The organism is Burkholderia sp. BDU5, assembly GCF_001522845.1.
Lineage (GTDB): Bacteria > Pseudomonadota > Gammaproteobacteria > Burkholderiales > Burkholderiaceae > Burkholderia > Burkholderia mayonis.
Genome location: NZ_LOWC01000173.1, coordinates 96682 through 109647 on the forward strand (window position 1 = coordinate 96682; position 12966 = coordinate 109647).

Genomic DNA, 12966 nt, shown 5'->3' on the forward strand with positions numbered 1-12966 from the left:
GGGTTCGGTCATGTCACGTCCTTACGAAGCCGTTGATGGGTACGGCGAGGGCGTCGAGCGTCGGAAGAATGGTGACGCGCGGATCGGCCGCCGCCGGCTCGAAGGCGTGACGGCGGATCTGGCAGGCCCGGATGCCGAGGCCGCATGCCGCATCGACGGCATGCGGCGCGTCGTCGACGAGCGTGACCGAGTCCGGCGCATGCTTGCCGATGAGGCGCAGGAACAGCGCTTCTTTTGTCTGATCCCGCCGCTGCTGCACGATCGCGTGCGGATCGAACAGTTTACCCGCCCTGCGCAGCGCGGCGTCGAACAGGCCGGGCGCGTTGCGCGACGCCGTGTAGAAGAGAACGCGTTGCTTCGCCGCTTCGATTCTTTCGAGCAATCTCAGCGCGTCGTCGAAAAGCCGGGTATGAGCGGCGAGCCGAAGAAATTCGCGCTGCTTGATTTTTGCGAGTGCGCCGCTGTCGGCCGCAGCGCGCGGATTGGCACGCGCGCGACCTTTCTTGAGGAGGAGAAGGCGAGCGGCGCCGTCCACGCGCGGGCGTCCCGCTATGTGCGTGACATATTCCGGGTAGGTGAGCTCTTCGGCTCCGATGCGGCGCGCGGCGTTGCGCCAGGCTTCGTAGTGCGGGGTATCGACGAGCGTTCCGTCGAGATCGAGCAATAGAAGAGTCGGCATTCCACGCTCCGATGAGTCACGCGCTTTCGGACAGGATGATATGCGCAATTCGCGACGTCGAATCCATGATCGCGTCGTCGGTCAGGACCATGCGACCGCCGTTGTTTTCGACGAGCGCGCGCTCCACGTTTATTCTCGGATCGGAGCTCGACCGGTAGTCGGCGCCCTTGAAGAACACGTCGGGCCGGAGCTTCGAAATGACGGATTCGGCGGTCGGCGAATGATTGACGATGGCGTGATCGCAATATCGGATCGACGCGATGAATTCCGCGCGAACACGGGCCGGAAATATCGGCCGATTGGGTCCCTTATTGACGTGCTCGTCGGCGGTGACCGATACGAACAAGCGATCCACGAGCGCGCTGGCTTGCTGCAGATGGTGGATGTGCCCGAGATGAACGATATCGAAACAGCCGTGACACAGCCCTACGATGAGACCATCCGCCCGATAGCTGCGGGCGAGGCCCTGCAATTCGGTGATTCTCTGTAGAACGGTCATATCAGTGTCGATTCTGAGAAATGAGACATTTCGCCATGATGTTGAGATGCTCGAATTTTCCCCAATAATCGGGAATCTGTCCGACTATTTGGAATCCGTTGCGCAGATGAAAGACGTAGGCGGCGCGTTCGCGATCGATGTTGCCGATGTCGAGGCACATATGGTTTTTTTCGAGACTTCGTGCGAAAGCCTCGATTTCCGCATAGAGCAGCGACGCGATGTCGCGCCGGCGATAGTCGCGATCGACGATCAACCAATCCGCCCACAGTACGTGCTTCGAAGGGATCGGCCCAGGGCCGCAGCCCATCGTTCCCACGATGCGGCCTTCATGAGTGGCGACGAACCGCGCTTCTTCGTCGCCGGGGCATTCCAATTCGCGGATGAATTGGAGGTTCGCGGAGCGAGTCAGGTCGTCCGGCGAGTCGATTTGTGAAACCAATCGGAGAACTGCCTGGATGTCGGCGGCTTCGAGGCGCCGAACGAGAATGGTGCTCTCTTTTTCAGTTGGCATGATATTCCAGTTCGTCGAGTGCGCGATCCAGTCGTTCGCACGCGTCGTCGATCATCTGCGGCGTGTGCGCGGCGGAAAGCGTCACCGGCTCCGGGCAATAGCTCAGAGGCATTAAAAATCCGTATAGCCTGTACTCGGTCGACAATCGGCGGAACAGTTCGTGCGCAAACGCTACAGGGTAGGTGCGCTCGATGTCTCTCATCGTGCGCGGACGTTCCGACGCGCCGATGTGAACGCCGATCCGGCCGCCATATCCGTCGATGTGGCATGGGATGCCGTGCCGGTCGAACACTTCTCTCAGGCCGCTTTCGAGCCGGTTTTCCAAAGCCGCGACATATCGATAGATGGTCCCGTCCGCGAGATGTTCGAGAACCGACAGTGCGGCGGAAACCGCCAGATAGCGTCCGGTATTCGTGCCGCTGATCTGCACGGGGCCTCTCGGTGCGATGACGTCCATATATTCAGCCTTGCCCGCGATTCCCGCAATCGGCATGCCGCAGCCAAATGCCTTGCCGTATGTCGCGATGTCGGGAGTGACGCCGAGCGCTTGCTGAGCGCCGCCGAGATTGGATCGAAAGCCCGTCAGGACCTCATCGAAGATCAGCAACGTTTCGTGCTTCGTCGCAAGCGCGCGCAGGCCTTCGAGGAAACCGTCGTCGGGCCTGATGCAGCCGATGTTCAGCGCGATTGGCTCCAGGATGACGCCCGCGACGTCGCCCGAGTAACGTTCGAACGCGTTTCGAGCCGCATTCAGATCGTTCCACGGCAACGGAACGGTCAATTGACCGAGTTCGCCGGGAATGCCGACGGTGCCCGCGACGCGTTCGAGTTCGCCGTTCTCCAGCATCGCTGCGCTTCGCGGGGACGAGTCGATGTTCCAGGCGAGCGTGTCGTTTAGACCGTGGAAGTGCCCCTCAAACTTCAAGATCAATCGCTTGCCGGTGACGGCGCGCGCGATCCGCGTCGCATACATGGTGGCTTCCAGGCCGGAATTGACGAGGCGCAACTTTTCCGCGCACGGAACCGCGGCGCAAAAGCGTTCGCTCAGAAGTTGATGACGCTCGGTCTCATATTGCTGCAGGAAGCCGCGCGACATGGCGCGAGTGACGGATTCCCGGATGACGGGGCTGTCATGGCCCAGAAAGCACGAGCCCCAGCCCATGATGTAATCGTCGCGCCATTCGCCCGAGCACGTTTGTATTCGGGATCCTAGGGCATTTGAAATTTGAAGGGGGCCGATCCCCGCCAGATGATTCCAGCCGGCTAATACGTTGCCGACTCGCGTTTCGTCGACTTCTCTTTTCATGGCCGATGGTGATCCGATAACAATATGGATTTAAATTAGTTGATATGTGTTGAAACGGCCCTCCGAATTTATGGAGCGGATGGCGGAAATTGCGCATCTCGGGTTGGCGGGCGAAGCCGATGGTTGGCGGAAATCGCGCAAGCCGTATCGGCGCGCGTGGACGAGTCGGGCTCGGGGGCGAGCGCAACTTGAAAAGGTTCTCGAATGTGTCGCGTCGTTGTTTTTCGCGCGATCGGCGAACGATTCCATGCGGCTAAAAGCCGCGCCGACTGGGCGCTCGACGCCATGCACCGCTTCGGTGGCGAACGAACGCGCGCGATGCCCTTCGCCAAGCTTCACGGCGACGTGGGCGTTCGGCCGTCAGCGCGTCGCCACGCTGTGGGCGCGCCAGGCGCGGCCGCATCGCGTCATTCGCGCAGCGCGTCGGCCACGCATGCGGCGCGCGCCGCCGCGTGGCTCGCGTGCGATGCGCGCGCGATGCAGTCCGCGTACGACGCGACATACTGCTCGAACATCCGGCGCGCATCGTCGGGCGACGCATCGACCATCCGCGCGACGAGCGCGCGCGAGCCCACTTCGAAGTGCTGATAATCGATCGGATCGTCCCAATAGCCGCCCCAGCGCAGGAAGCCGTTGCTCGCGAACACACCGACGACGCGCTCGGTCATGCCCGGCCGCACAGGCTTGTCCGGCCGCTCGTCGAGCCGGTTCATCGACGTCTTCGCGGCCGACGACGGCAGCACGCGCGCGCTGCCGTCGCCGCCGAACGACACGTACGGGTTCTGATGCGGATTGACGTCGATCGCGACGCCGTACGCGTGCACCGACCATTCGTCGCGGCCTGTTTTCTGCCGCGAGTTGAACGCCGACGTGTTGTTGTCGTTCATCGACGCTTCGTCGTCACCGCGGTAGCGCTCGATCGGCACCGCCCGGTTCAACGGGAAGCGCATTCGGTATAACGTGTCGAAGATCGTCTGCACGCGTTCGGCGAGCGCATCGAGCACGACGACTTCGCCTTTTTGCGTTTGGCCGTCGAAATTAACGTAATCGAACGACACGTTTTTCAATCGCTCGCATTGAACCGGCGAATGCTCGTTTATTACGCGTTCGACATGCATATTCGCGCATTGCGCGGCCGTGATTCGGCTGATATCGGCAAATGCACTCGTTGCGCCGAAAACCGAAAGCAGCACGAAAAGCACCGTGCTATGCTGCGCGCACTGCCGAATCGGCGAGAATGTTCGCGGCAGAAGTCGCATATCGATCATTGGCTTGATGAATTCGCATTCAGAGTGAATGAATATGCATGAAGTTCCGGAGTACCGATGAACCGAAAGCCGATAGGGATGCCGGATGACGAATGGAATGGCGTAAATGCCGCGGGCATTCACGCGGCAAGGATTCGGTGAAAATGCGCAAGAAAAGCTTGGTTCATTTCCCCGTCGCGCTGGCGGTGACGGCAGCGCTCGGCGCCTGTTCGTCGGGCGACGACGATGCGACGATCGAGTCGCGCGCGGACGCGATCGTCGAGCGGATGTCGATCCGGCAGAAGGTCGGCCAGAAGATCATGATGGCGTTCCGGTACTGGTGCCCAGACGGGCAGCCGACCTGCACGACCGGCATGACCGCATTCCCCGACGCCGCGCGCGACGCGCTGCGCGAGAACGGCATCGGCGGCGTGATCCTGTTCTCGAACAATCTGACGGGCATCGAGCAGACGCGCCGGCTGATCGACGGGATCAAGGCGGCGCCCGCGGCCGACAGCCCGGTTGGCCTGCTGATCGGCATCGACGAGGAGGGCGGCAACGTGTTCCGCCTGCCGCGCGTCGAGGCGACGGCGTTCGCCGGCAACATGGCGCTCGGCGCGGCCTACGAGGCAACGAAGAACGATCGGCTCGCCTACGACATGGGCCGCGTGCTCGCGGCGGAAATCGCGGCGGTCGGCTTCAACGTGAACTTCGCGCCGGACGTCGACGTCAACAGCAATCTGCTCAATCCCGTCATCAACGTGCGCTCGTTCGGCGACGACCCGGCGACGATCAGCCAGCTCGGCCGGCGCATGGCGCAGGGGATGAAGAGCGAGCGCGTGATCGGCACGTTCAAGCATTTTCCCGGGCACGGCGATACCGATACCGATTCGCACTACGGACTGCCCGTCGTGATCAAGTCGCGCGCCGACGCATACGCGATCGATCTCGCGCCGTACCGGCAGGCGATCGACGCGGGCGAGGCGCCCGACATGATCATGACCGCGCACATCCAGTATCCGTCGCTCGACGACACGCGCGTGACGACCCGCACGGGCGAGCCGATGATCGCGCCCGCGACGATGTCGCGGCGCATCCAGCACGACATCCTGCGCGGCGAGTTCGGCTACCGGGGCGTGACGATCACCGATGCGCTCGACATGAAGGGCATCGCCGATTTCTTCGAAGAAGACGATGCGGTCGTCAAGGTGTTCCAGGCGGATGTCGACATCGCGCTGATGCCCGTCGAGTTTCGCACGGCGGCGAACGCGGGCCGCCTGACGGCGCTCGTCGATCGCGTCGCGGCGGCGGTCGAGTCCGGCCGGATCGATCGCGCCGAGTTCGATCGCTCGGTGCGCCGGATCGTGCTGATGAAGCTGCGCAACGGCATCACCGCGGCGGACCGCGGCAGGCCGGTCGACGAGCTCGCGTCGATCGGCGGGCCCGCGCATCGCGCGGTCGAGCGCGACATCGCGCAGAAATCGATCACGCTGCTGCGCAACGAGAACGGCACGCTGCCGCTGCAGGCGCAGGGCCGGCGAATCTTCATCCTGACGCCGTGGGGCGAGCAGGCGGAGGCGATGCGGCGCCGCTTCGCCGAGCTCGGCCATCCGCTCGTGACGGGCGCGAAGCTGAGCGCGATCACGTGGGCCGAGCAGCAGCAGGCGATCGATGCGGCGGACATCGTGATCGTCGGCACGCTGTCGACGGGCGTCACGCCCGTCGAGCACAACGGCGATCCGAACGCGCGCGTCGCGCCGCCCGCGGCCGCGCTGATGCGGCAGACGGCGCCCGCGAACGGGCAGGAAGAAGGCTCGGTGATCTTCGATCACGTCGAGAACGCGGACGCGGCTGCGGGCGCGAACCTGGACGCGGGCGCGCGCAGGAGCGTGCTGGCCGTCGCCGTGCGAAGCGAGGCGCAGCAGATGCGCGACGCGATGGATTACGCGAAGGCGCGGCGCAAGACGGTGATCCACGTGACGATGCGCGCGCCATACGACGTGATCAGCTACGACGACGTCGCGGACGCGACGCTCGCGACGTACGCGTACTACGGCTACGAAGGCGGGCTGCGTGGCCCGTCGCTGCCCGCCGTCGTCGACGCGATGCTGGGCGTCGAGCGGCCGGTCGGCAGGCTGCCGGTCGCGATCCATGCGCTGAACGCGGATGGCTCGACGGGGCCGCTGCGTTATTCGCGCGGCTTCGGGCTGCAGTACTGAACGCCGAGAAGGCGTCGCGACGGAGGCGGGCAGCGGCGCGGCCGATTGCCGCGCATTGCCCGCCGCCTGCCGCGAATTCGCCGCCGAATCCGGGCGGCAAAGCTCTGACGAAGCGGCGCGGCGCTGCCGGATCGGTTTCAAATACGGTTCGTTGCAGTTATCCTTGAGCGCTCTTCCGGCGCGCGAGCGAAGCCGCGCGCCGGACATTCGATCGCTTCCAAAGGAGAACAACATGACGATGCGAGCCCGTGTCTCGATCCTGTCGCGCGTGCTGGCGGGCGCCGTGTGCGCGGCGGCCGCGTTTGCCGCGCACGCGCAGAACAACCTGGGCTTCCTGAACGACACGCCGATCAGCTATTTCAGCAAGGCCGACACCGCATCGCTGACGAAGGCCGTGCAGAAGGTCCGCGACGAAGGGAAGGACGGCGAGACCGTCGACTGGCTGAACCAGGGTCGCGGCACGAAGCTCTCGGCGAAGCTGACGCCGAGCACGACCGAGCAGGCAGGCCGCACGTGCCGCGAGATCAAGACCGAGATCGAGGCGAAGGGGCAGTCGATGACGTTGCGGCCGCTCTATTGCAAGACCGCGGCCGGCATGTGGCAGTTGCAGAAGCGCTGATGCGGGCGTGACGCGCGAATGAGCGCGATGAAGCCGCGCGGCCGGCCGCGCACGGTGTCGTGCGGGGTGGTGTTCCTCGATCCCGCTGGCCGCGTGTTGCTCGCGCACGCGACCGACACGACGCACTGGGACATCCCGAAAGGCCAGGGCGAACCGGGGGAAACCGCGCAGCAGGCGGCGCTGCGCGAGCTGGTCGAGGAGACGGGCATCGTGCTAGATCCCGTGCGGCTCGTCGATCTCGGCCTGTTCGCGTACCGGCGCGACAAGGATCTGCACCTGTTCGCCGCGCGCGCGGCCGAGCACGAGACGGATCTGTCGCGCTGCGAATGCACGTCGATGTTTCCGAGCCGCCGCGATGGGACGATGATCCCGGAGATGGACGCGTTTCGCTGGACCGAGCCGGGCGACGTGGACGCATACGCGAGCCGCAGCCTTGCGCGGCTTTTCCGGACGACGTTGTCGCTCGCGGATCTGCATCGGTCGCTGCCCGTCTGAGCGCGGCAAGCGCGACAAGCGCGGCTGCGGTCCCGCGCCGTTCGCGGATGCCGGGCCGGTGGCGAGTCCGGATGCGAGACTGGAAACCGGCATGAATCGCGGCGGCCGGAGCCGATTGCCGAAGCGGCCGCCACGTCGGCGCGAGGCTCAAACGAAAATGCCCGGCGCAGGCCGGGCATTTTCCTTTCGCATGACGCAAAGCGGCGAGCGTGCCGCAGCCGCCGTCAGGCGGGCTTGCCCCAACTGTCGCGCAGGCCGACGATCCGGTTGAACACCGGCTGGTCGGGCTTCGAATCGACGCGGTCGGCGACGAAGTAGCCGTGGCGCTCGAACTGATAGCGCGCTTCCGGCGTCGCGTCGCGCGCGCCGGGCTCGAGATAGGCGTGGACGACCTTCTTCGAATCCGGATTCAGCGCCTCGAGGAAGTTGCGTCCGCCCGCGTCCGGATGCGGCTCCTTGAACAGGCGATCGTAGATCCGTACTTCGGCCGGGCACGCGTGCGGGGCGCTCACCCAGTGGATGTTGCCCTTCACCTTGTAGTTGTTCGCGCCTTCGGTGCCCGACTTGCTGTCCGGATAGTAGTTGCAGTGGACGGCGGTCACGTTGCCGTTTTCGTCCTTGTCCGCGCCCGTGCATTCGATCACGTAGCCGTATCGCAGCCGCACCTTGTTGCCCGGGAACAGCCGGAAATAGCCCTTCGGCGGATTCTCGTTGAAATCCTCGCGCTCGATCCACAGCTCGCGCGAGATCGGGAACGTGCGCTGGCCGCGCTCCGGATGGTGCGGGTGCACGGGCGCCGTGCATTCCTCGGTCTGGCCTTCCGGGTAGTTGTCGATGACGAGCTTGAGCGGATCGAGCACGGCGACCGTGCGCGGCGCCTTGTCGTCGAGATCGTCGCGCAGCGCGCCTTCGAACACGCTCATGTCGATCCACGAATCGATCTTCGTCACGCCGATCCGCTCGCAGAACAGGCGGATGCCCTCGGGCGTGAAGCCGCGGCGGCGCACGCCGACGATCGTCGGCATCCGCGGGTCGTCCCAGCCGTCGACGTGGCCTTCCGTCACGAGCTGCAGCAGCTTGCGCTTGCTCGTGATCGCGTACGTGAGGTTCAGCCGCGAGAATTCGATTTGCTGCGGCAGCGGTCGCGTGAACACGCCGGCGTCCGCGAGCTCGTTCAGCACCCAGTCGTAGAGGGGGCGGTGATCCTCGAACTCGAGCGTGCAGAGCGAGTGCGTGATGTTCTCGATCGCGTCCGAGATGCAGTGCGTGTAGTCGTACATCGGGTACACGCACCACGCATCGCCCGTGCGGTAGTGATGCGCGTAGCGGATCCGGTAGATCACCGGGTCGCGCATGTTCATGTTCGGCGAGCTCATGTCGATCTTCGCGCGCAGCACGTGCTCGCCTTCCTTGAACTCGCCCGCCTTCATCCGGCGGAACAGGTCGAGGTTCTCCTCGGGCGAGCGGTCGCGGAACGGCGACGGCGTGCCCGGCTCGGTCAGCGAGCCGCGGTTCGTGCGCATCTCGTCGGCGGTCTGGCTGTCGACGTACGCCTTGCCGCGCTGGATCAGCAGCTCGGCGAATTCATAGAGCTTGTCGTAGTAGTCGCTCGCGAAATACTGGTGGTCGACGCCGTCCTTCTGCCAGTCGAAGCCGAGCCAGCGCACCGCGTCGACGATCGAGTTCACGTACTCGACGCTTTCCTTTTCCGGATTTGTGTCGTCGAAGCGCAGGTGGCACACGCCGCCGTAGTCGCGGGCGACGCTGAAGTTCAGGCAGATGCTCTTCGCGTGGCCGATGTGCAGATAGCCGTTCGGCTCGGGCGGAAAGCGCGTCTCGACGCGGCCGCTCCATTTGCTCGTGCGGTTGTCGTCGTCGATGATGTTGCGGATGAAATTGGATGGCGCGGCGGCGTCGTTGCGTTCGGTGCTCATGCGGAACAGGGAAGAAAAGGGGAGAGGACGCGTGCTGCGTCGCTCGAACTTGTCAATTCTACCTGACAGACGACCGTCGTGAGGAGCGCGGCCCCTTGCGGCGGGCGGGCGGCGCGTTTTCCGGCATTTGTGCGGCGTGTGTTGCCGCTGTAACAGGAGGTAAATCGCTTTGCCGGCCGGATTCGGCTTTCATAAGATGCGCTCACCCAGGTTCCATGCCGCCGCGCCGTGCCATGCGCGGCAACGCTTTCGAAGACAGCATCATGATGAAGAAGACCCGCTTTCTCGTTCGCATCACCGTCATCGCCGTGGTGCTCGCCAGCCTCAGCGCGTGCGCGATGACTCACACGCAGCGCAACGCCGGCATCGGTGCGGCGGCGGGCGGCGCGCTCGGCTACCTGATCACGGGCGGCCCGATCGGTACGGTCGCGGGCGCGGCGGCGGGCGGCCTCGTCGGCGCCGGCGTGCGCTAAGCGGCGGGGCGGCCGAACGCCCGGCGTTTCGGCCGTGCCGGTGGGGCTGGTGTCGCAGGCGGCCGCCGGGAGCGGCGCGGGATGCCGGTTCGGCGAGTCGGTTTCGGCGTTTTCGTGGTTGCCGTCGTTCCCGTCGTTTCGATCGCAGGAATATTGACGCAGGCTCGCCGCAACGGTCTAGCCGAAGGGCGCGCCACCGACGCGCCCGTTTTGTTTTGGGAACGGCTTTTGTCGAGCCTTCCGGCTCGGGAGGGCTCGCGGTGGGCGTCTTCGTCGATCGCTCTTTGGGGCCCTTCGTTCGGGGCGTCCGCGGGCGTGGTGTTGCCGCTTCGTGCCCGCGGTTTACGATCGATGCCGTGCATCGGCCATTCGTGCCGCTTTCGTGCTTTCCCGCTTTCGAGCCCACGAGCGATCGCTGCCGAATCAGCCGTTCGGATAGGCAGCCGCGGATAGGCAGCCGCGCTCAGGTTCGCGCGCAGCGTCGCGAGCTGCGCGTACATGTCGTGAACGAAGTACAGGTCGCGGCGGCGCGTCCATGCCTGGCCGGACTGCGGGTCGTACAGCGTCGGCAGCGCGACCTCCGCGACCGCGGCTGCCTTCATCCCGCGCGCCCGTGACGTCTGGATGCAGCGCTTCGCATGATCGCGATGGCCGACGACCACGACGTTGCCCATCGCTGCGCCGCCGCCTTCCGGTGCGATGATCGCGGCTGCGACGCCGTCGGTGCTCAAGTACGTGATCGAGCCGTCCGCGGCGATGACGGGCTCGAGCGAATGGATGTCGGTCATCTGGTACATCGACGCGAGAAAGCGCGCGTCGCGGGTTCGGCGATGCTGTCGTTGCACGCGCTTAGGACCGCGCTGACGAGCGGCAGCGTGGCGGCGGTGGACGTGGTGGGCAGGAACTTGCGGCGCAATGACATGCGGAACATTGGCGGAGAAAGCGGGATAGCCCGCTTTGTACCGTTCGGTTACGACGGGGCGATGTCGCCGCGTGTTCGCGCGGCGTGCTGCGCGCGAGGGGCGAATGATTGATGTTGCGAAGCCACGAAGTTCCGAAGTTCCGAAGTTCCGAAGTTCCGAAGTTCCGAAGTTCCGAAGTTCCGAAGTTCCGAAGTTCCGAAGCGCGGAGTCTCAAAGCCTCGAAAGTTCACCGGTTCGGAAGCTCGAATTCGTGAGGAGCCAAAAAAGCGAAGCGGCCCGCACGGGCCGCCCGCGAGAAAGAACGCGGACACGCGATCCGACGCCGCGCGCCCGCCGGCCGCGCTCACACGACGCGCTTGTCCCGGAGCGCCGCGATCGCCGTGTCGCCATAGCCGAGCATGTCGCGCAGCACCGCGTCCGTGTGCTCGCCGAGGAGAGGCGGCGCAGTGCGCGCGTCGGGCGGCGTCTCGCTCATCCGGATCGGGTTGCGCACGAGCTTCACGTTCGCGCCGCTCGGATGCGGCAGCTCGACCTGCATGCCGCGCGCGCGCACCTGCTCGTCGTCGAACACTTCGGCGAGATCGTTGATCGGCCCGCACGGCACGCCGACCGCCTCGAGCGCGTCGAGCCATTCGCGTTTCGTGCGCGTTTTCGTCATCTCCGCGATGATCGGCACGAGCGTATCGCGGTGGCGCACGCGCGCCGGGTTCGTCGCGAAGCGCTCGTCGTCGGCGAGCTCCGCGCGTCCGCCCGCCTCGACGAACTTGCTGAACTGCCCGTCGTTGCCGACCGCGACGATGATCCACCCGTCGCTCGTCTCGAACGTCTGGTACGGCACGATGTTCGGATGCGCGTTGCCCCAGCGCATGGGCGGCTTGCCGCTCGCGAGGAAATTCGTGTTCATGTTCGCGAGGAGCGCGACCTGCACGTCGAGGAGCGCCATGTCGATGTGCTGGCCTTCGCCCGTGCGGTCGCGGTGCGCGAGCGCGGCGAGGATCGCGATCGTCGAGTAGAGGCCCGTCGCGAGATCGGCGATCGCGACGCCGGCCTTCTGCGGCCCGCCGCCCGGCAGGCCGTCGCGCTCGCCCGTGATGCTCATGAAGCCGCCCATCCCCTGGATGATGAAATCGTAGCCCGCGCGGTGCGCGTACGGGCCCGTCTGGCCGAAGCCCGTCACCGAGCAGTAGACGAGGTCGGGCTTCACGGCTTTCAGCGACGCAAAGTCGAGCCCGTACTTCGCGAGCTGGCCGACCTTGTAGTTCTCGAGCACGACGTCGCACCGCGCGGTGAGCTCGCGGACGATCCGCTGGCCTTCGGGCGTCGCGATGTCGATCGTCACCGAGCGCTTGTTGCGGTTCGCGGCGAGGTAGTACGCGGCTTCGCGGGTGTCGGCGCCGTCCGGCGTCTTCAGGTACGGCGGGCCCCAGTGCCGGGTGTCGTCGCCGACGTCCGGGCGCTCGACCTTGATCACGTCGGCGCCGAGATCGGCGAGTGTCTGAGCGCACCACGGACCCGCGAGCACGCGGCTCAGGTCCAGGACGCGGATATGGCTGAGGGCTCCCATCTTCGATCAGTCTCCTCTGTTGGCTGCTCTGTTGGCCGGCGTGCGCCGGGCGGCGTCGCGCCGGTCGCGCCGGTCGTGGCGCGGCCGCGCGGGTGCGCGGCCGGTCGGTCGTCTCCCGCCGCATCTTAAAGCGATTCGTGCGCGGCTGTCGCGATAGCGGGGCAGCGCGGGCGGCCCGGTCGCGCCTGAATGCGGCGATTGCGGTCGATTCGGCGGCGGGGCGAGTGCGGTTCCGGCGAGGCTTCATCGTGCCACTTACGAGACTCCGGCGAAGCATCAACGAAGCATCAACGAAGCATCAACGAAGCTCCAGCGAAGCTCCAACGAAGCTCCGGCGTAGTGCCGGCGTAGTGCCGGAACGGCTCGGGCGTAGTCTCCGCGTGTCTTTGGCGCGTTCCTGCGTGAATCGGCTGGCGCATGGGCGCATCGCGAGCGGCCGTTCGCCGCAATCCTCACGTGTTCGCCGCGTCATGGTCAAGCCTGTCGCCCCGACGTTC

The 12966-nt window shown here is 65.6% G+C and carries 10 protein-coding genes and 2 pseudogenes; 4 read left to right on the forward strand and 8 right to left on the reverse strand.

The features are described from left to right. Positions 1-13: 13 nt before the first annotated feature. The 5 genes and pseudogenes from WS69_RS29285 to WS69_RS29305 all read right to left on the reverse strand — a co-directional run bounded on the left by WS69_RS29285 (position 14) and on the right by WS69_RS29305 (position 4263). Positions 14-679 carry an HAD family hydrolase gene (locus WS69_RS29285; RefSeq protein WP_156438461.1) on the reverse strand — a complete coding sequence of 222 codons (666 nt, stop codon included), beginning with the start codon at positions 677-679 and terminating at the stop codon, positions 14-16. Between the two features lie 178 nt (positions 680-857). Beyond that, positions 858-1178, reverse strand: a pseudogene (locus tag WS69_RS35770) (adenylyltransferase/cytidyltransferase family protein); the annotation flags it as partial. A gap of 1 nt (position 1179) precedes the next feature. After that, positions 1180-1689 carry a GNAT family N-acetyltransferase gene (locus WS69_RS32770; protein ID WP_082716600.1) on the reverse strand — a complete coding sequence of 170 codons (510 nt, stop codon included), beginning with the start codon at positions 1687-1689 and terminating at the stop codon, positions 1180-1182. After that, positions 1679-2995 carry an aspartate aminotransferase family protein gene (locus WS69_RS29300; RefSeq protein ID WP_082716601.1) on the reverse strand — a complete coding sequence of 439 codons (1317 nt, stop codon included), beginning with the start codon at positions 2993-2995 and terminating at the stop codon, positions 1679-1681. Before WS69_RS29300 ends, WS69_RS32770 begins: the two co-directional genes overlap by 11 nt. Positions 2996-3402: 407 nt before the next feature. After that, entirely contained in the window at positions 3403-4263 is an 861-nt protein-coding gene (locus tag WS69_RS29305; RefSeq protein WP_059474138.1) for a M15 family metallopeptidase, read from the reverse strand. Between the two features lie 143 nt (positions 4264-4406). Here WS69_RS29305 and WS69_RS29310 point away from each other — a divergent pair, with 143 nt between their 5' ends. The 3 genes from WS69_RS29310 (at position 4407) to WS69_RS29320 (ending at position 7575) form a co-directional block, all read left to right on the forward strand. Beyond that, positions 4407-6461 (forward strand): glycoside hydrolase family 3 protein, encoded by a 2055-nt coding sequence (locus tag WS69_RS29310; protein ID WP_082716607.1) that lies wholly within the window; start codon positions 4407-4409, stop codon positions 6459-6461. Positions 6462-6693: 232 nt separating this feature from the next. Next, positions 6694-7080 (forward strand): hypothetical protein, encoded by a 387-nt coding sequence (locus WS69_RS29315; protein WP_059474140.1) that lies wholly within the window; start codon positions 6694-6696, stop codon positions 7078-7080. A gap of 18 nt (positions 7081-7098) precedes the next feature. Beyond that, the gene (locus WS69_RS29320; RefSeq protein WP_059474141.1) at positions 7099-7575 is read left to right on the forward strand and encodes an NUDIX hydrolase; all 477 of its coding nucleotides are present in this window, start codon (positions 7099-7101) and stop codon (positions 7573-7575) included. A gap of 224 nt (positions 7576-7799) precedes the next feature. On the opposite strand, the gene WS69_RS29325 is transcribed toward WS69_RS29320, so the two are convergent. Further along, positions 7800-9509, reverse strand: a complete 1710-nt coding sequence (locus WS69_RS29325) for a glutamine--tRNA ligase/YqeY domain fusion protein (RefSeq protein ID WP_059474142.1) — start codon at positions 9507-9509, stop codon at positions 7800-7802. 233 nt (positions 9510-9742) lie between these two features. Between WS69_RS29325 and WS69_RS29330 the strand changes: the two genes are divergently transcribed. After that, entirely contained in the window at positions 9743-9982 is a 240-nt protein-coding gene (locus WS69_RS29330; RefSeq protein ID WP_197419331.1) for an ornithine acetyltransferase, read from the forward strand. A 446-nt stretch (positions 9983-10428) separates the two neighbouring features. On the opposite strand, the pseudogene WS69_RS29335 reads toward WS69_RS29330, so the two are convergent. Next, positions 10429-10800: pseudogene (locus WS69_RS29335) on the reverse strand (hypothetical protein); the annotation flags it as partial. Between the two features lie 448 nt (positions 10801-11248). Continuing rightward, a complete protein-coding gene (locus WS69_RS29340) occupies positions 11249-12469 on the reverse strand; it encodes a CaiB/BaiF CoA transferase family protein (RefSeq protein ID WP_059474143.1) in 1221 nt (406 codons plus the stop codon). Positions 12470-12966: the final 497 nt, after the last annotated feature.